Here is a 21,247-nt window from a genome sequence, read left to right on the forward strand (position 1 = left end):
AGGAGGGGGCCGCGCCTCGCCGGCGCGGCCCCCTGGAATTCCCGGACTTCCCCGCCGGCGTCAGCCCCCGATGCGGGCGACCAGGACGCAGGCGTCGTCCTCGCGCTCGCTCTCGCCGAACTCCTCCGTGACCATCCGCACGCAGTCCCGCGCCGACCGGGCCTCCGAGAACCTCGGCGCTAGGGCAAGCAGCCTCTCGGTGCCGTCCGCCCGGCTGAACTCGATGCTCCGCGGGGTCAGTCCGTCCGTGTGCAGTACGAGTACGTCGCCCAGTTCGAGCCGTTCCTCGGCCTGCCCGTACACGGCCCCCGAGGTGGCGCCGAGCAGCACCCCCTCCGGGGGCTGGAGGGTCCGGCCCTGGCCCCGCCGGAAGAGCAGGGGTGCGGGGTGTCCGGCCTGGGCCCAGGAGAGCACCCGGCGCGCGGGGTCGTAGCGGCAGCAGACGGCCGAGCCGAGGGCCGGCTGTACGGAGGTCTCCAGCAGCTGGTTGAGCCAGCCCATCAGCGGGCCGGGCTCGATCCCGGCCATGGCCATCCCGCGCAGTGCGCCGAGCATCATCGCCATCCCGGAGGTGGCGCTCACCCCGTGCCCGGTCAGGTCGCCGACCGTCAGCAGGGAGCGTCCGTCGGGCAGTTCGAGGGCGTCGTACCAGTCGCCGCCGATCAGCGCACTGGTCGCGGAGGGCAGGTAGTGCGCGGCCACGTCCATCGTGCCGGCGTTCTCGTGCGGGAACCGCAGGGAGCCGCGCCACGGGGGGAGCACGGCTTCCTGTAGCTCGACCGCCAGCCGGTGTTCGGTCTGCGCGATCTCCCGCTGGCGCTGGAGCGAGTCCCGTGACTCGCGCACCGCCCGCTGGCTGCGGCGCAGTTCACTCACGTCCCGCATCACGGCCCACATGGAGGCCGTGCAGCCGTCGGAGTCGAGCACCGGCTCGCCCCTCATGTGCAGCGTCCGGACCCGCCCGTCGGCGCGGACGATGCGGAACTCGCCGTCTATCGGCTTGCCGTCGACCAGGCAGTCCGTGACCATCGAGGTCATCAGGGGCTGGTCCTCGGAGAAGAGGGTGGAGCCCAGCTCGTCGAGCGGCAGCGGGCCCGACTCGGGTGGCCGTCCGAAGATCTGGAACAGCTCCTCGGACCAGGTGACCTCGTCCGTGAGCAGGTTCCACTCGGCGCTGCCGACGCGCGTCTGCCGGTCCTCCTGGGCGGCCTCCGGGGCCGCCTGGGGGAGTTCTGCGGGCTCGGGAGCGGGCGGCAGCCCCTCCTTCAGCTGGCCCAGGTGCTGGCCGAGGTCGTCGAGGTGGTGCACGGCGAGGTCGCACAGCGCGCGCTGCCAGCGGCCCTGGGCGTCGTCGTCGTCCACGACGGTGTCGCGGCGCACCGCGTCCACCTCGCCGCGCAGCCGGCGGGTCTGCGAGATCAGTGCGTCCACCGATCCCGGCTCGGGCGGCTGCGCGGGACGGTCCGCGTACAGGTGGGACGGCATGATGACTCCGATGCAGGCGCGGCGATACAGACGCGGCTCGGCCAGGTCCCGGAGGGCGACCGGTGACGGCTGTGGACCGACTACGACTGTGGCACAGCCGCAGAGTGCCTGTAAGGCGTTTGGCAACATCCGTAACGGTCTTGCTCGGGGCATATGCCGAAGGCCTCCCGGTTACCTCCCGTCCGTACGAACATTTCCGGTCAGCCGTGGTTGTCGTTCCTGCCCGCTCCGGGCCGTTCTCACTCCGCGCCCGGTCGGAGTCCGCCGTTCCGTCACACCGTCAGCGGCACCGGGTGGATCTCGTCGGCGGGGTGTCCCGCGCGCTCGTGGATCCGGCGGATGGCGTCCGCCGAAGGAGCCTCGGAGAGGCAGTAGACCTCGCCGGATGCGGGGTCCGCCCAGGCACGCTCGAACTGCACCTTCTCGTCCGCCTGGATCGCCAGGTCCGCCCGGTGGGCGGCCAGCAGCTCGTCCGCCGTGATGCCCTTCATCCCGTGGTGGACGTCCATGTACTTGGCCACCGCGAACACCTCCTCATGTGTCGCGCCGTGTACGGGTCTGTCTCCATCGTGCGCCCGCGGCCGGAAAAGGGCCCTCCGGCGGGCGACGGTCGATCGTACGGTCGACGGGTTCGAGCCGCCCGCGCCGGGAATCCCGTCCGCCCCGGCGGTCATCGGCCCGTCAGGGGCACCACTCGAACGAAGGACCCCGTTCCGCACCGTGCTTCCCACCTCACCCGGTGATCGCTACCCTACGTGTCGGTAATGAGCCGGGGGAGGTCCGTTTCCGCGGACCCGGGGATCGTTGGGGAAATGACCGGATGACCGAACAGAGCAGAGTGCCGACGGGGCGGAGCCGCCGCTCCTTCCTGACCCACCTGGTCGCCGCGCCCACCCTGGCCCTGGTCACCCGGGCCGGGGCCGACCTGCTCGCCCCGCAGGCGGCGCACGCCGCGATACCGACCCTGCCGGCCATCGCCGACATCCTCGACCTGGGCGAGCTGTTCATCCTGGCCGGCGCCCCCACCTCCGCGCTGCTGGCGCTCGCCGTGGAGGAGGACGGCACCGTCCGCTTCCGGCTCCCGCGCGAGGAGGTCGGCCAGGGCCTCACCACCGCCGTGGCCATGCTCGTCGCGGAGGAGCTGGACACACCGCTGGACACGGTCCGGGTGGAACTGGACGACGCCCGCCCCGAGCTGCTGTTCAACCAGCTCACCGGCTCCTCCAACTCGATCCGCTCGCTCTACGGGCCGGTCCGCCAGTGCGCCGCCACCGCCCGGGCCCGCCTGGTCGCCGCGGCCGCCGCGCGCTGGAGCCTGCCCGCCGCCTCGCTGACCACCGCGAACGGCGCCGTACGGGCCCCCGACGGCCGCACCGCGGGCTACGGCAGCCTCTCCGCGGCCGCCGCCTCACCCGGCCTGATCGTCCTGGGCGCTTCCCCGAAGCCGGCCGCCGAGCACGCCCTCATCGGCACCCCGACCCGGCGGATCGACGCCCGCGCCATGGTCACCGGCGCCCAGAAGTACACCCTCGACCTCGACGTACCGGGCGCCAAGCCCTGCGTGGTGCGCCGCCCGCCCACCCTCGGCGGCACCGTCCGCGCCGTCACCAACCTCGCGGCGGTCCGGGCCATGCCGGGCGTCCTGGACGTGGTCACCGTCAAGACCGGGGTCGCCGTCGTCGCGGAAACGTTCGGGCAGGCCCTCACCGCCAAGGGCGCCCTCACGGTCGACTGGGGCCCGGGCCCGGCCGACCAGCTCTCGGACGCGCAGATCCGTACGAAACTGCGCGCCGCCACCCCGCCGCTGCTGGTGCCGCCGCTGCTCACCCCGTACGTGGACGCCGAGTTCGACTTCGCCTTCGTCAGCCACGCCCCGATGGAGACCAACTCCGCCGTCGCCGACGTCCGCGACGACCGCGCCGAGATATGGTCCGGACTCAAGTCCCCCATCGTCGCCCGGCAGACCATCGCCGCCGAGCTCGGACTGCCGCTCGACAAGGTGAAGGTGCACGTGGTCCAGGCCGGCGGCTCCTTCGGCCGGCGGCTGTTCTTCGACGCCGCCCTGGAGGCCGCCCGGGTCTCCAAGGCCTGCCGCCGCCCCGTGAAGCTCATGTGGACCCGCGTGGACGACACCCGGCACGGCCGGATGCGCCCCGCCACCCACCACCGGATCCGGGCCACCCACCTGCTCGGCGAGGTCCTCAGCTTCGAGCACCGGGTGGCCGCCGCCGAGACCGACTTCCGGCACGGACTCGGCGAGATCATCACCGCCACCGCCGCGAGCCTGCCCTCCGGCATCGGCAACGCCACCCTCGCCCAGACCCTGTTCCTCACCACCGTCAAGTCCCCGTACCACTTCGGCCTCACCACCCAGGCCCTGACCGAGGTGCCGACGGGCATCCCCACCGGGTCCTGGCGCTCGGTGTACTCGGCCAACACCCGGGGCGCCGAGGAGATCATGGTGGACGAACTCGCCGCGGCCACGGGCAAGGACCCGTACCGCTTCCGGCGCACCTTCCTCAAGACCGGAGCACAGCGCGCCGTCCTCGACAAGGCCGCCGCGGAAGGGCAGTGGGGGCGCACCATGCCGGCCGGCTGCGCGCAGGGCATCGCCTTCCACGAGGAGTACAAGTCGCGCACCGCCTGCCTCGTGGAGATCGACGCCCGCGACCCGGAGCACGTCCGCGTCACCAAGGCGGTCATCGCCGTCGACGTCGGCCTGCCCGTCAACCCGCGCGGACTGGAGGCCCAGATGATCGGCGGCCTCACCGACGCGATCTCCACCACCCTCCGGGCCGGGCTGCACCTGGACAAGGGGCTCCCGCTGGAGGGCAGTTACAGCCAGTTCCACTGGGCGCAGCAGCGCGACACCCCGCAGGACGTACGGGTCTTCGTGCTCCCGGCCACCGGCACGGAGCCGGGCGGCGCGGGCGAGCTCGGGGTGCCCGCCGCCGTGGGCGCCATCGCCAACGCCTGGTCCCGGGCCACCGGTTCCAAGCCCCGCAGCTTCCCCCTCGACTTCGACGTCGACTTCACCCCCTACCCGCGCTGACCGCTGGAGTACGCCGCCGTGCCTCTGCACACCTTCATAGTCAACGGCCGGAGCGTCACCGTCGACGCCCCCGACGACCTGCCCCTGCTGTGGGTGCTCCGCGACATGCTGGGCGTCACCGGCCCCAAGTACGGCTGCGGGGTGGACGTCTGCAAGGCCTGCACCAGCCACCTCGACGGGGTGGACGTCCGTCCGTGCGTGGTGCCCGTGTCCGCCTGCGCCGGCAAGCGGGTCACCACCATCGAGGGGCTGGCCGACGGCGACCGGCTGCACCCCGTCCAGGAGGCCTGGCTCGAACAGGACGTCGCCCAGTGCGGCTTCTGCCAGCCCGGTCAGATCATGGCCGCCGTGGCGTTGCTGAAGCGGACCGCCGAGCCCACCGACGAGGACATCGACGCGATCGCCAACATCTGCCGCTGCGGGACCTACTTCCGCATCCGCGAGGCCATCCGGGCCGCGGCCGCCAGGATGTGACGGCCGCGGCGCGCGGCGGAGGGGGGGCCGTGCCGGTTCAGGCGAGGAGCTTCTCCTTCGCCTGCCGGAACTCCTCCTCGCTCAGTTCGCCCTTGGCCCTCATGTCGGAGAGCTTGGCCAGGCCGTCGGCCGTGGTCTTGCCGGGGGAGGCCGAGCCGGCGGTCTCCCGGATGTAGGTGTTGAAGGCCTCCTGCTGCTCCTGCGCGTGCTTGATCTCCCGCCTGCCCATGTCCCTGCCCCGCGCGATGACGTACACGAGCACGCCCAGGAACGGGATCAGGAACAGGAAGAGCAGCCAGGCGGCCTTGACCCAGCCGCTCATCCCGTGGTCGCGGAAGACGTCCACCACGATCCGGAAGAGCAGGATCAGCCACATGACCCACAGGAAGATCCACATCACGGTCCAGAACGCGCCCAGCACCGGGTAGTCGTAGGCCAGGTCGACAGCTGCGTACACGGCCGTCTCCTTCCGTCGGGCCGGCCGCCGGGTTCGGGAAGATCGCGCGGCGGCCGACCCGATCACCATCCCAGCGCCCCCGCAAGATCGCCACTGGGCCGTACGGCCCAACGCCCCGGCCCGGGACACAGCCCGGTAGCGCCGGTTGTCCGGCCGAAATGGAAGATCATGCCGGAATGAGGCGAATCAATGCGAAACGCGTGCTGGTCGGTGAACCCCTCGACACCGCGCGCCTGGGCGAGACCCTGCTGCCCAAACGGCTCGCGCTGCCGATCTTCTGCAGCGACCCGCTCTCCTCCGTGGCCTACGCCACCGAGAGATCCTGCTGATCCTCGCCCTCGGCGGAGTCGCCCTGCTCCACCTCACCTGGTACGCGGCCGCCGCCATCGTCTTCCTGCTGGTCGTCGTCGTCGCCTCCTACCGGCAGACCTGCCACGCCTACCCCGGCGGCGGGGGCGCCTACGTCGTCAGCGCCGAGAACCTGGGACCGACCGCCGCCCTCACGGCCGCCAGCGCCCTGCTCGTCGACTACGTGATGACCGTCGCCGTCTCCGTCGTCTCCGGCGTCGCCGCCATCACCTCGGCGATCCCCTCCCTCAGCGACCACCAAGTCGCCCTGTCCGTGGGCTTCGTGGTGCTGCTCACCCTGATGAACCTGCGCGGCGTACGGGAGTCGGGGCGCGTCTTCGCCGTCCCCACCTACGGGTTCGTCCTCGTCATCTACCTGATGTTCGCCGTCGCCGCCGTCCGGCTCGCCACCGGCGACACCATCCGGGCCGAGTCCGCCCACCTCCCGATCACCGCCGCCGGCACCTACACCGGACTCGCCGTGGTGCTCCTCGCCATGCGCGCCTTCGCCTCCGGATGTACGGCCCTCACCGGCGTCGAGGCCATCAGCAACGGCGTCCCCGCCTTCCGGAAGCCCAAGGCCAGGAACGCCGCCACCACCCTGGCCGCCATGGGCGCCCTCTCCGTCACCATGTTCGCCGGCATCACCGTCCTGGCCATGGCCTACCAGGTGCACGCCGCCGCCGACCCCACCGAACTGGGCCTGCCCCCCGGCACCCCCATGTCCACCGCGCTCGCCCAGATCGGCCGCGCCACCTTCGGGAGCTGGCACTTCCTCTTCTACCTGCTCCAGGCCGTCACCGCCGGCGTCCTGATCCTCGCGGCGAACACCGCCTTCAACGGCTTCCCGATGCTGGCCTCGATCCTCGCCAAGGACCGGTACGCGCCCCGCCAGCTCTTCAACCGCGGCGACCGGCTCGTCTACTCCAACGGCGTCGTCCTGCTCGCGCTCGCCGCCGTCGCGCTGATCGTCGCCTTCGACGCCCAGCTCACCCGCCTCATCCAGCTCTACATCATCGGCGTCTTCGTCTCCTTCACCCTCTCCCAGTCCGGCATGGTCCGGCACTGGAGGCGCGAACTCGCCTCAGCCGCCACGCCCCGGTCCGAGCGCGTCCACATCCACCGCCGCCTCGCCATCAACGCCGTCGGCGCCGTCATGACCGCCCTGGTCCTCGTCATCGTCCTGATCACCAAGTTCACGCACGGGGCCTGGCTGGTCGTCATCGCGATGCCCGCCCTCTTCCTCGGCATGAAGGGGGTGCGCCGCCACTACGACCAGGTCGCCCGCCAGGTGGCCGTGGCCCCCGGGGTCAGACCCCGCATGCCCGCCCGCCACCACGTCGTCGTCCTCGTCGCCAACGTCCACGCCCCGACCCTCAAGGCCCTCGGCTACGCCCAGGGGCTGCGGCCCGACACCCTCACCGCCCTGTCCGTGGCCGCCGACGAGGAGGACGCCCGGCAGCTGGGCGAGGCCTGGGCGGAACACGACCCGGGCATCCCGCTCAAGGTGCTGCACTCCCCCTACCGGGAGGTCGTCGGGCCGGTCCTGGAGTACATCGAGGAGGCCGCGGCGGCCGAGGGGACGGACGCGCTCTCGGTGGTCATCCCGGAGTACGTGGTCGGCCACTGGTGGGAGCAGCCCCTGCACAACCAGAACGCGCTGCGGCTGAAGGCGCGGCTGCTGTTCACGCCGGGGGTCGCGGTGATCGACGTGCCGTACCTGCTGGATTCGGCCCGGCATGCGGAGCCGCAGGGGCGGTAGCCCCGGCGGGGGAGGGGGCCCCGGCGGGGGAGGGGGCCCCGGCGGGGGAGGGGGCCTGGGCCGCCGCCGCGTGGGCCAGGGCCAGTTCCACCACCTGCGCCGGGTCCGAGAGCGCGCGCCCGGTGAGCCGTTCCAGCCGGCGCAGCCGGTTCGAGACGGTGTTGCGGTGGCAGTACAGCCGCTGGGCGGCGTGCGTGGTCGAGCCCTGGCAGGCCAGCCAGGTGCCCAGAGTGGTCAGCAGCAGCCGGGCGTCCTCCGCGGGCAGCTCCAGCACCGGCCCCAGCACCACCCGCCGCAGCCGGCCGGCGAGTTCGGGATCGGCCGCCACCAGCGCCGCCGGCAGCCGCTCGTCCAGCAGGGCGGCGCCGGGCGCGGCGGACGGCGGGGCGGTGCGCAGGGCGAGCACCGCCAGTCGGCGCGCCCCGGCCAGCTCGGCCGGGGTCCCGACCACCGGGCTGACCCCGGCGCGCACGGCGAGCGGGGCCAACAGCGCGCGCAGGGACTCCAGCGGCTGGTGGCCCAGGTCGGCCAGGCCCGTCTCCCCGTCGGCCCGGACCCGCCAGAGCAGCCGGGGGGAGCCCGGCGCCGCGCCCGGTCCGCCGTCCGGCCGGGACGGGCCGCCGGGGCCGGCCGGGCCGAGCGCGACCACCGCGAAACGCCCCCGCTCCGGCAGCCCCAGCTGCGCGGCCGCCTCCGCCGCCGGGCCCGAACCGTCGAGCAGCGCGTCCAGCAGGGCGGCCCGGCGCTCGCGTTCGCGCCCGCCCCGCTCGGCCTCGGCCAGCCGGTACGCCTCCGAGGCGGCCTCCGTCATCTGGTCCAGTACGTCCCACAGCGCGCCCGCCCCCGGCAGCAGCCGCGGGAGCGCCGCCCGGTCGTGCGCGGCCACCGCCTCGGTCAGGCTCTGCCACAGCAGCCGCCCGCCGTACCGGTAGGTCCGCCGCAGCGAGTCGAGCGGCAGCCCCTGGCCGGCGCGCAGGGCGCCGGTGGCCCGGGCGCCGGACAGCTCGACGGGCAGCCCCCGGGAGCTGCGGACCAGGCCCTCGACGGCCTGGTCGAGGGCCTGGTGGATCCGCTCGCGCAGCTCGGCGCGCCCGGTCAGGGCGGCGTAGGCGGGATCCTCGGTCAGTGTCCGGTCGGTGAGCCGGTCCGCCGCGACGGCGATCCGCCGGCTCAGTTCCTCGCGTATCTCCTCGATGATCCGGTCCATGACGGGCAGGGTGACACGGCGGAGGGGGCCGTGGGGAGGCTTCGGAGTCCTGTGGTCCGGTCCGCCGGTCCGCGCGGAGTACTGTGGGTGCAGTGCTCACGGGCACGTGCCCACGCCGCCGCAACCCCGGGAACGCCCATGCGCCAGAATCCGCAGCGCCGAGCCGCGCTCCTCGACGCCGCCATCGAGGTCCTGGCCCGCGAGGGCTCCCGCGGCCTGACCCTGCGCGCCGTGGACGCGGAGGCGGGGGTGCCGACCGGCACCGCCTCCAACTACTTCGCCAACCGGAGCCAGCTGCTGGTGCAGATACTGCACCGCACCCGCGAACGCCTCACTCCCGAGCCCGGGGAACTGGCGGGCCCCCTCGACACCAAGGTGCTGCTCGGCCGCCTCCTCGGGCGGATCCGCCGCGAGCGCAGCGTCCACACCGCCGTGCTGGAGCTGCGCCTGGAGGCCACCCGCAGGCCCGAACTCCAGGCGGAGCTGTCCGCCTTCCTCGCCGCCGAGCTGGAGGAGAACATCGCCTGGCACCTGGACGCGGGCCTGCCCGGGGACCGGGCGGGCGTGGCACTGGTCTACTTCGCGATGCAGGGCCTGATCGTGGACGACCTCACCATCCCCGCCCTGCTCGAATCCCACCCCGTCGACGACCTCCTCGGGGTGATGGTGGAGCGCCTGCTCCCGGAACGCCCGTAGGACGGGTGTTCGCCGGGGGTGGGGAGGGCGTCGGATTCACAGTCTTGATCAAAAACGAACGGGTTCCGGCCAAGCTGTCGCGCGGTACCGCGCATGTTCCAGCGGAAAATGCCAGAACCCCCTTTCACAGTGTGGAACTTGAGTAAGTTCCCTCCTGTCACGCCGTACGACCGTGCGACCAGCACGTCCGGCCGGGAGGGGAGCCCGCGTGCCTGGGATCGACGAATGCCTGCTCGAAGCCATGGCCCTGCCCGGTGCGCGGGGCGCCGCGCTCGTCGACTGGAGCAGCGGACTGGCCCTGGGCACCGCCGGGGACTCGCCCGTCGGCGACCATGAGACCACGGCGGCCGAGACCGCGGAACTGGCCCGGGCGGCCGCCGAGTACGAGTCCTTCGCGCCCGGCCCGGACGACGCGGGCGCCCCCGGCCCGCCCGTCGAGGACCTGATCGTCACCACGCGCAGCGGCTACCACGTGCTCCGCTTCGTCGAGACGAGCTTCGACAGCAGCGTCTTCCTGCACCTGTGGCTCGACCGCACGGACGGCAACCTCGCCCTCGCCCGGCACCGACTCCGCGCCCTCGCCGAAGGACTGGTCCTGAGATGACCGCCGCCACCGCCGTCTCCCCGCTGCTCACCCGGCTCGCCGCCGAGCGCGCCACCGGCGCCCTGCTGCGAGACCGGGGCACCCTCTTCCTGGAGGACGGCCGCGTCGTGCATGCCGAGAGCCCCTCCACCCCGGGCCTCGACGTCCTGCTCACCACCGGTGGGGGCCTGGCCCCCGAGCGCTGGACCGAGGCCGTGAACGAGGCGGGCGCCCGCCGCCAGGTCGGCCGCTTCCTCGTCGACAACGGCAGGCTGGCCGACGGCGAACTGGAGATCTGCCACCTCGCGGCGATCTTCGACGCGGCCTTCTTCGCGCTCTCCCCCGGCAGCGGCCCCTCGCGGTTCCGCCGCGGCGCCACCCACTGGATCGGCTCCGTCCGCTCCGTCCCCGCGGCCGCCGTGGAGCGGGAGACCTGCCGCCGCCGGGAACTGCTGGACGCGGTCTGGCCCTACCCGCTGCTCGACATATCCCCGGTGGTGCCGCGCCCGGCCGCGCCCGGCCAGACCCTCACCGCCCGCCAGCGGATCCTGCTCGAACAGGCGGACGGCGTACGGACCCCCGCCGACCTCGCGTGGGTGCTGGGCCGGCCCGCCTTCCACACCCTGCTGGAGGTGCGAAGACTCGCGGCGGCCGGCCTGGTCGAGACCCCGCACCCGGCCACCCCGGCCCCCGCTCCGCCCCCCGAGCCCCTGCCCGACTGGATGACCCAGGCCCAACCCCCGGACGTGGCGCTGCTCCGCCGGTTACGCGACGCACTGGAGGCAAGCCTGTGAGGCTCCCGTTGCGACCGGTTCTGCGAGCCGACCGCTCCGAGCGGAGGCAGCCCGAGGAGAGGCGGCCCGAAGAGAGGAAGGCCGACATGAGCCCGCCGATGGTGCCCGCCGAGGCCGAAGCCGAGATACTCGCCGAGCTCCGGCGGCTGCGGGCGCGCGTGCCCCAGCTCACCGGGGTCCTCGCCGCGAGCGCCGACGGCCTGGTGCTCGCCCAGGAGAGCGCCGCCGCCGAGGCCGAGTCCCTCGCGGCCCTCACCGCGGCCGCCCTCGGCGTGGCCCAGCGGCTCAGCGACTGCACCGGGCAGGGCGGCTTCCGGGAGCTGCTCGTACGCGGCGAGCACGGATACGTCGCCACCTACGCCGCCGGGGACGCGGCCGTCCTCACCCTGATCGCGGAGACGCGCGTCAACGTCGGCCGCCTCCACCTGGAGGCCAGGCGCTCCACCCTGCACATCAGCGAGCTCATAGACCACAGCCTCGGCCGCCGCGGCCCCGGGGCGCCGTCGGCCGTTGCGGCGCCGCCGGACCGTGGGCCGGACCGTTCCTGACCTTCTTCGACACCACACAAGCAGTACGCGAAAGCAAATCACCGGGCCCGTATCGGTAGGGGCCACTGCGGAATGAGGAAGAATTCCATGATCAACGTCGAGACCGCTCTCAAGGAAGCCGCCGGGATCGAGGGGACCCTCGGTGCGGCCCTCGTCGACTACGGCAGTGGCATGCCCCTCGGCACCGTCGGCGGGAACAAGGACCTGGACCTGTCGGTGGCCGCCGCGGGCAACACGGACGTGGTCCGGGCCAAGGTGCGGACGATGGAGATGCTGGGGCTGAAGGACGAGATCGAGGACATCCTGATCACGCTCGGCAATCAGTATCACCTGATCAGGCTGCTGAAGGGGCGCAGCGGCGAGGGGTTCTTCCTCTACCTCGCGCTCGACCGCGGCCGGGCGAACCTCGCGATGGCCCGGCTCCAGCTGAAGAAGATCGAAGCCGATCTGGACATCTGACGGCGGTCCCGGGGCCGTGACGGCGCGGTGGCGGACGGCGGAATTCTTTGCCGTCCGCCCCGGCGGACCTCGGGCATATGTCCGGGATGGGCGGACTTTATCATCCTGTTACAGAGTAAGATGCTGTAATCAGCTGATCTTCGAGCCCGTCGACAAAGCCAAAAACGCTGGAGAACCCGTCACCCATGCCCCCGCGCCTGAGCATCGTCGTACCCGTCTACAACGTCGAGCTCTATCTCGACGAGTGCCTGGAATCCATAGCAGCTCAGACGTTCGCCGACTTCGAGGTCGTGATCGTCGACGACGGGTCCACCGACACCAGTGCGGTGATCGCCAAGGCCTTCGCTGAGCGTGACAAACGCTTCCGGGTGGTCCTCCAGGAGAACGCCGGCCTCGGTGCCGCACGGAACGTGGGCTTCCGGCACGCGACCCCGGGCAGCGAGTACATCGCCTTCGTCGACAGCGACGACACCATGCCGACGTACGCCTACCAGCGGATGATCGACTCCCTGGACGAGACCGGCTCGGACTTCGCCGCCGGCAACGTCACCCGTTTCCGGTCCGTCGGCATGCAGCAGTCGTGGGGCCACCGGGTCGCATTCGCGAACGACCGGCCCAAGACCCACATCTCGAAGTTCCCGGCGCTGGTCACCGACCGCACCGCGTGGAACAAGGTCTACCGCCGCGGCTTCTGGGAGGAGCACGGCTTCCAGTACCCGGAGGGCATCCTCTACGAGGACGCCCCCGTCAGCATCCCCGCGCACTACTTCGCCAAGAGCGTCGACATCATCAGCGACGTCGTCTACCACTGGCGCGTCCGTGAGACGGGCGAGCGCTCCATCACCCAGCGCTCCACCGACCCGGTCTCCGTCATCGACCGCGTCACCTCCGTCCGGCTGGTCCGCGAGGCCCTGCTCGCCAAGTCCGGCGAGAAGTACGCCCGCTACCTGCGCGACTACGACCACAACGTGCTCAGCGAAGAGCTGCCCCTCATCTACAAGTACGTCGGCGAGGGTGGCCCCGACTTCCGCGCCGCCTTCGTCAAGGAGGTCGGCGGCCTCGTCCGGGAGATCGGCACCGAGCCGTGGTCCGAGCTGACGGTCGCCGACCGGCTCAAGGCCTACCTGGCCCGCGAGGGCCGCGTCGAGGAGTTCATCGCCCTCACGCGCCACCAGCGCGACTTCAGCTACAGCGTGCCGGTCAAGGGACTCGCCCGCCCGCAGGCCGACTACCCCTTCCTCAAGGCGCCGGTACCCCAGAAGCTGCTGACCCTCGGCACGCGCGAGCGCCGCGTCGTCAGCCGCCTGGAGCAGGCGGTCTGGAGCGACGGCAAGCTGCTGCTGCGCGGCTACGCCCTGCCCGGGCACATGGGCGCCGAGAGCCGTCTCGGCTCGCGCAAGATGCTGGTCTTCCGCGAGCAGGGCAAGCGCCGCCGCAACGTCGTCAGCACCCGTACCGTCGCCTCCCCGATGGCCACGGTGAACACCCCGCACCTCGCCCTGCGGCACGCCGACTGGGCCGGCTTCACCGCCGTCGTCGACCCGACCGTCTTCCAGTCGGGCGGCAAGTGGCACGACGGCATATGGACCACCTCCATCGCCGTCACCGGCGCCGGAGGACTCCACCGCGCCCGCCTCAAGGGCGGCGAGCACGACAGCGGGATGGCCCCGCCGGCCCACTGGGCCACCCCCGACGTCCGCATCCTGCCGACCGTCGCGGGCTCCCTCACCGTCCACGTCGAGGTCGTCCGCGCCCGGGTCCTGGACGTCCGCCGCGGCGACGGCACCCTCGAACTCGCCGGCGAGCTCGCCGCCGAGGTCGGCGCCGGCGCCACCCTGCACGCCCAGCACGCCCGCACCGGCACCGCCGTCAGCGTCCCGCTGACCACCGGCGCCGCCGCGGCCGGCGGCCGGACCGCCTTCACCGCCGCCGTCCCGCTCGCCGAGCTGGCCGCCGTGCCGGCCGCCGAGACGAAGCCGGGCGGCTGGAACCCCGAGCCGTGGGAACTCTCGGTGGTCCGCGCCGACGGCACCCGCCACCCCCTGGCCCACGACGAGCGCGGCGGCTTCGCCGGCCTCGTCGCACCGCTCCCCGGCACCGCGGGGGAGCGCGCCGTCTTCGCCAAGCGCGGGACCACGGGACACCTCGTCCTCTCCGTCCAGCCCTCCCCGCCGCTGGTCGACACCGTCACCGCGCGCGACGGCACCCTGACCCTGGGCGGCACCTTCCACGCCCCGGACGCCCACGCCGGCGAAGCGTACGAACTGGTCTTCCACGACCAGCACGGCATGGAGTTCTGCTACCCCGTCACCCGTGACGGCGACCGCTTCGAGGCCTCCTTCGAGCCCGTGCTGCCCGAGCCGTACGCGGGCCGCACCACCATCCCGGCGGGCCGCTGGTGGCCCACCCTGCGTCCGGTCGCCCAGGGCGGCACCACCGCGGGCCTCCTCGGCATCGACCGCGGCGCGCCCGTCCAGCTGATCGCGCCCGCCCTGAACTCCGGCCCGTACGCCGTCACGGTCCTGGGCCGCCGGATGCGCGTCGAGGCACGCCTGCGCGACCGCATGGTCCTGGTCAGCGACCCGCTGATCAGCCCGCACGACCGCTCCCGCCACGCCCAGCGCATCGCCCGCGACGAGACCTACCCGGCCCAGCGCCGGCTGCCGGTCAAGGACATGGTCGTCTACGACACCTTCCAGGGCCACGGCGCCGGCGACTCCCCGCGCGCCGTCCACGAGGAGCTCGTGCGCCGGGGCGAGAAGCTGGACCACGTCTGGCTGGTCCGCGACGGCCGGGTCGAGGTCCCGCCGACCGCGCGCGCCGTCCAGTACGACAGCCTGGAGGCCTGGGAGGTCCTGGCCCGCGCCCGGTACTACGTGGTCAACGACAGCGTGCCGTCGCACTTCCTGCGCCGCCCGGGCCAGACCGTCGTACAGACCTGGCACGGGACCCCGGTCAAGCAGATCGGCTACGACTACACGCACGACTACTACACCAGCCCCGAGGTGCTGGAGGGCCTGGAGCACGACAGCGCCCAGTGGACGCTGCTCGCCTCGCCGAGCTCGTACGCCACGCCCGTCCTCAAGCGCGCCCTCGGCTACCAGGGCGAGGTCATCGAGGCCGGCAGCCCGCGCACGGACGCCCTGGTGCGCCCGGACGCCGAGCGGATCGCCGAGGTCCGGCGGCGGCTCGGCCTGCCGGAGGGCAAGAAGGTCGTCCTCTACCTGCCGACCTGGCGCGAGAACCGCGAGGGCTTCTCCGGCGGTTACAAGCTCGACCTGCGGATCGACCTGGACGCGGCCCGCCGCGAGCTGGGCGAGGACCACGTCCTGCTGGTCCGCGGCCACTACCGGGTGACCGAACAGCTCCGCGACGGCGTGCGCGACGGCTTCGTCGTGGACGTCTCGCGCTGGCCCGACACCACCGATCTGCTGCTCGTCGCCGACGTCCTGGTCTCGGACTACTCCTCCGCGCTCTTCGACTTCGCGCTGACGGACCGGCCGATCCTGCTGTTCACGTACGACCTGGAGCACTACCGCGACACCCTGCGCGGGTTCACCTTCGACCTGGAGGAGAAGGCCCCCGGCCCGCTGCTGGCGGACTCGGCGAGCCTGATCGCCGCCGTGCGCGACGCGGACGCCGTGGGCGCCGAGTACGCGGGTGCGCGGGCCGCGTTCCGCGAGGAGTTCTGCGACCTCGACGACGGCCGGGCCACCGAGCGGGTCGTCGACCGCATGCTCGGGATGTAGCCCTCGCGGGTGAACGTACGGACCGGTCCCGCGCCCCCCGATGAGTTTCGGGCGCGGGACCGGTCTGTATGTGAGGGACGGCGTTCCAGCCCCCTCACCCACCCGCCCGGAGGCAGTCATGACCACCCAGGGTTTCACCACGTGCCTGTGGTTCGACGGCGAAGCGGAAGCCGCCGCCGACTACTACCTGTCCGTCTTCAAGGACGGCCGCATCCTGCGGACCGGCCGCTACACCGAGGCGGGCCCGGGCCCGGCCGGGTCGGTGCTGGTCGTGGAGTTCGAGATCAACGGGCAGAGGTTCGTCGGGCTCAACGGCGGCCCCGAGTTCCACTTCAGCGAGGCCATCTCCTTCCAGATCCACTGCTCCGACGAACAGGAAGCGGACTACTACTACGACGCGCTGACCGGGGGCGGCGGCCAGGAGTCCGCCTGCGGCTGGGTCAAGGACAGGTTCGGGGTCTCCTGGCAGGTCATCCCGCCCGGCGCCATCGACCTGATCAGCGACGAGGACCCGGGCCGCGCCGCCCGCGCCACGGCCGCCATGCTGGGCATGAAGAAGCTGGACGTCGCCGAGATGCGCCGGGCGGCCGACGCCGGCTAGGTCCTGTTCCGGGCGCCGTGGGCCCGCGAAGATCGCCCGGACAGGGACTGCACCCCTAGGCGGTCAGCGCACGCGCGGGACGTGCTGCGTCACGCAGTGGACGCCCCCGCCGCCCCAGGCGAGGTTGCGGGCCGGGGCGCCGACCACCTGGCGGCCCGGGAAGAGCGTGGCGAACTGGGCCAGCGCCGGGGCGTCGGCCGGTTCGCCCGCCGTCGGCACGACGACGTTGCCGCTGGTCTCGTAGTAGTTGGTGTAGCTGAACGTCCGCACCATCAGCCCGTTGTGCCGGAACTTCGGCTGGTGGTGCATCTCCACCACCTGGAAGGGCCGCCCACAGGCGTCGGTCGCGGAGTCCAGCACCGCCTTGTTGGCGGCCATCCGGTCGTGGTTGGGGTCGGCGGGGTCGGGCTGGGTGTGCAGCAGCAGCCTGGCCGGGCCGAGGTAGGCGGCGACGAGGTCGACGTGCCCGTTGGTGATGTCGTCGCCGGCCAGGCCGTACGGCAGCCAGACCACCTTGCTCGCGCCGTACGAGGCCAGCAGCGCGGCCTCGATCTGCGCACGGGTCATGCCCGGGTTGCGGTTGGGGTGGAGCAGGCACTCCTCGGTGGTGATGAGGGTGCCCTGCCCGTCGGTGATGACGGACCCGCCCTCCAGGACCATGTCCACGGGCTGCCGGGGGACGTCCAGGTGGGCGCAGACGCCGACGGGCAGGAAGTCGTCCTTGTCGTACGGGTACTTCCCGCCCCAGCCGTTGAAGCGGAAGTCCAGGCCGGCCGACCGGGTCCGCGCGTCGTTCACGGTGAGGACGGGGCCCGTGTCGCGGGCCCAGCAGTCGTTGACGGGGTACTCGGTGACGGTGACCGAGCTGCCGCAGCGGGCCCGCGCCTGCGCCGCCTGGCCCGGTTCGGCGACCATCACGACCGTTTCGAAGCGGGCGACGGCCCGGGCGATGCCCGCTATCTCGTCCTGGACGTCGCCGAGCAGTCCGCCCCAGCCGACGTTCCTGTCCCACGGCCAGGCCATGACACAGGCGGAGTGCGGCTCCCATTCGGCGGGGGCGTGGTGGCGCTCGCCGCCCTTGGTCTGCGCGTCCTCGGCGAAGGCGGGCACCGGGCCGCCGAAGAGGGGGTACGCGGCGGCCGTGAGGGCGGCCGCGCCGAAACCGCGCCGGCTCATGCGTGGCAGGTGCATGACATATCTCCTTCTGGTGGTGGGGAGGGGGCGGGACCGTCGGGTGTCCGGCGGTGGTCCGCCGGACACCCGACGGGGTCAGGGGGTCCCGGTGGCGGTGGCGGTGGCGGTGGCGGTCGCGCCGGCCGGCTCCTCGCGGGCGGCCGCCGCCCGCAGCGTGTCCTGCGGCTTCTTGACGGCGAGGTAGAGCAGCCCGGCGGTGATCACCGCTCCGGTGCCCAGCAGGCCGGCCCAGATCTGGTACCAGGGAGCTCCCGGCGGGGCCAGGACCGCGCGCGGCCAGCAGACGTTGGCCACCTCGAAGGCGGTCCAGAGCACGGCCAGCAGATTGAGGAAGGTGCCCTTGCGGCCGAGCCGGACGTACCCGGCGGGGACCCACGTACCGCGCAGCCGGGAGATCAGCGCGGCCAGGGTCACCAGGAAGAACGGCAGGAAGGTGGCCGCGGTGCCGAAGGCGATCAGGCTGCCGATGGCCGTGGCGTTCAGGCCGAGCAGCAGGCCCGTACAGGAGACCAGGGTGGAGGCGATCAGGCCGCCGATGGGCGCCTGGCGCCGGTTGACCCGGCGCACCTGCCGGGAGAAGGGGAACACTCCGTCCCGGGCCAGCGAGTACACCCCGCGGGCGGCGCCGCCCTGGGAGGCCATCGCGCAGGCGAGGAAGCCGACCAGGACCACCGCCACGAAGGGCTTGTCGGACCAGGAGCCGAAGGCCGTGACCACGGCGGTGGTGACCGGGTCGAGGTCCTCTCCGGCGACGACGGCCCGCGGGTCCGGGTGGGCCAGGGCGACCGCCATCGCGTTGAGGATGACGACGAGGCCGACGCTGAGCAGGGCCCACCACATGGCGCGCGGCACCTGGCGCCCGGCGTCCTTGGTCTCCTCGGCGGTCGAGACGCAGGCGTCGAACCCGATGAAGCCCCAGCCGGCGACGGCGAGGACGGCCAGGAAGGCCATCGTCGTCGATCCGCCGGACAGCTCCTCGGCGCCCAGGGTCCGCGTGAACATCGAGAAGCCGTGCTCGCGGAAGAACAGCAGCAGCGTGAAGCCGACGAGCACGGAGGCGACGGCCTCGGCGGCGATGCCCAGCGAGACGAACCAGCTCAGGATCCGGATCCCGTAGGCGTTGACCAGCATGCAGGCCGCCAGGATCCCGGCGGCGACCGCGACCAGGGCGCCCGGGGAGGGGACCACCCCGATGAGGGCGAAGACCCAGGGGGCCGCCAGGTACGCCACGGTGGTGTTGCCGAACATCACCGCGAACTGCCAGACCCAGCCGCTCATCCAGCCGAACGACGGACCCAGCAGCCGTCGGCCCCACTGGTACGGGCCGCCCGCGAGCGGCCACTGCGAGGCCAGCTCCGAGTAGACGTTGACCACCAGGCACTGCCCGAGCAGGACGATCGGCAGCGCCCACACCCAGGCGGGCCCGGCGATCATCGTGCCGACCATCGAGACGGCGTAGAGGGCGACCACGGGCGAGACCACGGCGAAGCCCATGGCGATGTTCCCGAGGACGCCGAGGCTGCGGTTCAGCTCCTGCTCGTAGCCCAGGTCGCTCAGGCGGGCGGCGTCGGTGTCCCGCGGGACGTCCGGGCCGGGGGCGAGGGGGGAAAGGTCTGGCATGCGCACCTCTGGGGGAGGGAGGGAGCGCCGCGCCCGCACCCGGGCGGGCCCGGAGTGCTCCGGAACATAAATCTAACGTTGTTAGGTATCGGGAATGCGGGGACCTTAACCCGGCCCGGACCTCTTGGGAACCCCTCCCTCCCGGTAACCTGGCGGCGGAAAACGAGGGGGAACACCGTGGGCCGACCCAACCAGCCGCTGCTCAACCGCGGGATCATCGCGCGCGCGGCCCTCGGACTCCTGGACGAGGAGGGCCCCCAGGCCCTGAAGATGCGCACCCTCGCCGACCGCCTCGGCGTGCGCGGGGCCTCGCTCTACCACCACGTCGCCTCGAAGGACGACGTCCTCGACGCGGTCTCGGAGCTGATCAACGAAGAGATCGACCTGAGCCCGCTCGGCGATCCGCGGTGGCGCGAGGGCATCGCCGCGTACGCCCGGGGCTACCGGCAGGTCTACCTCCGCCACCCGAACGCGATCGCCCCGGCGGCCCGCCGCCAGGTGGAGGCCGACAAGGCGCTGCGCGGCTACGACGCGCTGCTCGCCGCGCTCGTGCGGGCCGGCTGCACCCCCGCCCGGGCGGCGGAAGCCGCCGCCGCCGTCGACTACCTGGTCCTCGGCTCGGCGCTGGAGACCTTCACGGCGGGATTCAGCCGGGCCCCCGCCGAGTACCGCCCCGACTACCCGGCCCTGGCCGACGCGCTCACCGGAGCCGCCGCCACGGGCTCCGGGCTGGCCGCGCTCGACGACCGCGGCTTCGAGCTCGGCCTCGGCCTCCTCCTGGACGGCCTCGCCGCCCAGCTGGACACCCTCTGAACCGGGCGGGGTCAGCCCGTCTTCACGCGAACCGGGCCAGCAGCGCCGGCAGGGCCGTACCGATCGGCTCGCGGATCAGCTCGTCCGCCAGCGGGTCGTACGGGGTCTCCTCCGCGTTGACGATGATCAGGCGCGCCCCCGCCTCGGCGGCCATCCCGGCGAGCGAGGCGGCCGGCTGGACCTGGAGGGTGCTCCCGACGGCGATGAACACCTCGCACCCCTTGGCCACGGCCACGGCCCGCGCGAGAACCTCGGGGTCCAGGTTCTCCCCGAACATCACCGTCGCCGTCTTCAGGATCCCGCCGCAGGCCAGGCAGGCGGGATCCGGCTCCCCGGCGGCCACCCGGGCCAGGGCCTCCGCCATGCCGGACCGGGCGTGGCAGCGGGTGCAGAGCACCTCCCGCGCCGTACCGTGCAGCTCGAACACCTTCCGCGCCGGCATCCCGGCGAGCTGGTGCAGGCCGTCCACGTTCTGCGTGATCACCCGCACCGGAGTGCCCGAGCGCTCCAGTTCGGCGACCGCCAGGTGCGCCGCGTTCGGCCGGGCCGCGAGGGACCAGACCTCGCCGCGCATGAGCCAGGACCGGCGGCGGACCTCCGGATCGGCCATGTAGTACTCGTACGTCACGAGCTTCTCGGCCTCGGGGTCACGCCGCCACAGCCCCTGCGGACCCCGATAGTCCGGAATCCCGGAATCGGTCGACATCCCGGCCCCACTGAACACTGCGACGAGCGGCTTCCCCATGGGCCGACCCTACGCAGGACCACCCCGGCACGGCGAACGGATTACCGTCCCGGCCGGCCCGTGCCGTGCACGGGGCCGGCCGGCGCAGGGGGAGGGGCGTTCCTGCGGTGAATCTCCACGTCCACCGGAGTGAGCCCGCGCCGCGCCCCTGACCGTCGGCGGGAACGGGCGGCTACAAACCGGACATGACCCTCATCCCGTACCGCCCCGGCGGCCTGCTGCTCGCACTGTCCGCCGCGCTGTTCCCCCTGGCCGCGTCGTCCGTCCCGGCAGCCGCCCTCGCCGACCCGGTGCCGCGCTGGTCCCTCCACCAGCACCACGGTCACCGCCACCACACCGCCGAGGAGATCACCGGCTTCCTCACCGCCTTCTACGGGGACCACGGGCCCTCCGCGCGGGACCGCGGCCAGCGGATCTCGCAGCAGCTGAAGGAGAAACAGGCCCACAGCCCGGACGCCGACGTCGTGCTCTGCGCCCAGGGCGTCCCGCGGGACATCAGCATCGGCCCGGCCACGGTGGCGCAGGCGGCGGGCGTCGGCTGGGCCACCGTCACCACCACCTGGGACTCCGGCGCCACCGACACCTTCACCGCGTACGTCCGCCTCGACTCCCGGCCGATCGCGCTCGACGACGTGATCTGCGCGGGCTGATCACTATCGT

At 73.0% G+C, this 21,247-nt stretch carries 18 protein-coding genes and 1 pseudogene; 12 read left to right on the forward strand and 7 right to left on the reverse strand.

What is annotated here, in order from left to right; genetic code table 11:
* Positions 1–60: 60 nt before the first annotated feature.
* Both ACZ597_RS11005 and ACZ597_RS11010 read right to left on the reverse strand, forming a co-directional pair.
* Entirely contained in the window at positions 61–1,485 is a 1,425-nt protein-coding gene (locus tag ACZ597_RS11005) for a PP2C family protein-serine/threonine phosphatase (protein ID WP_471327817.1), read from the reverse strand.
* Positions 1,486–1,757: 272 nt separating this feature from the next.
* Positions 1,758–2,006, reverse strand: coding sequence for an SCO4226 family nickel-binding protein (locus tag ACZ597_RS11010; protein ID WP_471327819.1), 249 nt, complete (start codon positions 2,004–2,006; stop codon positions 1,758–1,760).
* Between the two features lie 299 nt (positions 2,007–2,305).
* On the opposite strand from ACZ597_RS11010, the gene ACZ597_RS11015 reads away from it, so the two are divergent.
* Positions 2,306–4,537: a xanthine dehydrogenase family protein molybdopterin-binding subunit gene (locus ACZ597_RS11015; RefSeq protein ID WP_471327821.1), complete on the forward strand. Its 2,232-nt coding sequence runs from the start codon at positions 2,306–2,308 to the stop codon at positions 4,535–4,537.
* A gap of 18 nt (positions 4,538–4,555) precedes the next feature.
* A complete protein-coding gene (locus tag ACZ597_RS11020; protein WP_007262461.1) occupies positions 4,556–5,011 on the forward strand; it encodes a (2Fe-2S)-binding protein in 456 nt (151 codons plus the stop codon).
* Between the two features lie 37 nt (positions 5,012–5,048).
* Here the strand turns inward: ACZ597_RS11020 and ACZ597_RS11025 are convergent, their stop codons facing one another.
* Positions 5,049–5,408: an SHOCT domain-containing protein gene (locus tag ACZ597_RS11025; RefSeq protein WP_471327976.1), complete on the reverse strand. Its 360-nt coding sequence runs from the start codon at positions 5,406–5,408 to the stop codon at positions 5,049–5,051.
* A 236-nt stretch (positions 5,409–5,644) separates the two neighbouring features.
* On the opposite strand from ACZ597_RS11025, the pseudogene ACZ597_RS11030 reads away from it, so the two are divergent.
* Positions 5,645–7,578: pseudogene (locus tag ACZ597_RS11030) on the forward strand (APC family permease).
* Here ACZ597_RS11030 and ACZ597_RS11035 read toward each other — a convergent pair.
* Positions 7,502–8,785 (reverse strand): RsbRD N-terminal domain-containing protein, encoded by a 1,284-nt coding sequence (locus ACZ597_RS11035; RefSeq protein ID WP_471327822.1) that lies wholly within the window; start codon positions 8,783–8,785, stop codon positions 7,502–7,504. The pseudogene ACZ597_RS11030 and the gene ACZ597_RS11035 sit on opposite strands and share 77 nt — an antisense overlap.
* A 138-nt stretch (positions 8,786–8,923) precedes the next feature.
* Between ACZ597_RS11035 and ACZ597_RS11040 the strand changes: the two genes are divergently transcribed.
* From ACZ597_RS11040 to ACZ597_RS11070, 7 genes are all read left to right on the forward strand, one after another.
* The gene (locus ACZ597_RS11040; protein WP_471327823.1) at positions 8,924–9,481 is read left to right on the forward strand and encodes a TetR/AcrR family transcriptional regulator; all 558 of its coding nucleotides are present in this window, start codon (positions 8,924–8,926) and stop codon (positions 9,479–9,481) included.
* A gap of 208 nt (positions 9,482–9,689) precedes the next feature.
* Positions 9,690–10,085, forward strand: a complete 396-nt coding sequence (locus tag ACZ597_RS11045; protein WP_125814369.1) for a hypothetical protein — start codon at positions 9,690–9,692, stop codon at positions 10,083–10,085.
* Positions 10,082–10,858 carry a transcriptional regulator gene (locus tag ACZ597_RS11050; protein ID WP_471327825.1) on the forward strand — a complete coding sequence of 259 codons (777 nt, stop codon included), beginning with the start codon at positions 10,082–10,084 and terminating at the stop codon, positions 10,856–10,858. Before ACZ597_RS11045 ends, ACZ597_RS11050 begins: the two co-directional genes overlap by 4 nt.
* A gap of 86 nt (positions 10,859–10,944) precedes the next feature.
* Positions 10,945–11,406, forward strand: a complete 462-nt coding sequence (locus ACZ597_RS11055) for a roadblock/LC7 domain-containing protein (protein WP_471327827.1) — start codon at positions 10,945–10,947, stop codon at positions 11,404–11,406.
* An 87-nt stretch (positions 11,407–11,493) separates the two neighbouring features.
* Positions 11,494–11,865, forward strand: coding sequence for a hypothetical protein (locus ACZ597_RS11060; protein ID WP_007262453.1), 372 nt, complete (start codon positions 11,494–11,496; stop codon positions 11,863–11,865).
* A gap of 185 nt (positions 11,866–12,050) precedes the next feature.
* Positions 12,051–15,614: a bifunctional glycosyltransferase/CDP-glycerol:glycerophosphate glycerophosphotransferase gene (locus tag ACZ597_RS11065; RefSeq protein WP_471327828.1), complete on the forward strand. Its 3,564-nt coding sequence runs from the start codon at positions 12,051–12,053 to the stop codon at positions 15,612–15,614.
* A gap of 118 nt (positions 15,615–15,732) precedes the next feature.
* On the forward strand, positions 15,733–16,215 hold the full coding sequence (locus tag ACZ597_RS11070) for a VOC family protein (RefSeq protein ID WP_471327829.1): 483 nt from the start codon (positions 15,733–15,735) through the stop codon (positions 16,213–16,215).
* A gap of 63 nt (positions 16,216–16,278) precedes the next feature.
* On the opposite strand, the gene ACZ597_RS11075 is transcribed toward ACZ597_RS11070, so the two are convergent.
* Together ACZ597_RS11075 and ACZ597_RS11080 are read right to left on the reverse strand one after the other, a co-directional pair.
* Positions 16,279–17,406 (reverse strand): agmatine deiminase family protein, encoded by a 1,128-nt coding sequence (locus ACZ597_RS11075; RefSeq protein WP_471327831.1) that lies wholly within the window; start codon positions 17,404–17,406, stop codon positions 16,279–16,281.
* A gap of 78 nt (positions 17,407–17,484) precedes the next feature.
* Positions 17,485–19,029, reverse strand: a complete 1,545-nt coding sequence (locus ACZ597_RS11080) for an APC family permease (protein ID WP_471327832.1) — start codon at positions 19,027–19,029, stop codon at positions 17,485–17,487.
* A 177-nt stretch (positions 19,030–19,206) separates the two neighbouring features.
* On the opposite strand from ACZ597_RS11080, the gene ACZ597_RS11085 reads away from it, so the two are divergent.
* Entirely contained in the window at positions 19,207–19,842 is a 636-nt protein-coding gene (locus ACZ597_RS11085; RefSeq protein ID WP_471327834.1) for a TetR/AcrR family transcriptional regulator, read from the forward strand.
* A 22-nt stretch (positions 19,843–19,864) separates the two neighbouring features.
* Here ACZ597_RS11085 and ACZ597_RS11090 read toward each other — a convergent pair whose 3' ends face one another.
* Positions 19,865–20,587, reverse strand: a complete 723-nt coding sequence (locus ACZ597_RS11090; protein ID WP_471327836.1) for an SIR2 family NAD-dependent protein deacylase — start codon at positions 20,585–20,587, stop codon at positions 19,865–19,867.
* A 185-nt stretch (positions 20,588–20,772) separates the two neighbouring features.
* On the opposite strand from ACZ597_RS11090, the gene ACZ597_RS11095 reads away from it, so the two are divergent.
* Positions 20,773–21,237 carry a hypothetical protein gene (locus ACZ597_RS11095; protein WP_471327837.1) on the forward strand — a complete coding sequence of 155 codons (465 nt, stop codon included), beginning with the start codon at positions 20,773–20,775 and terminating at the stop codon, positions 21,235–21,237.
* Positions 21,238–21,247: the final 10 nt, after the last annotated feature.

The organism is Streptomyces sp. NPDC040718 (assembly GCF_055593565.1).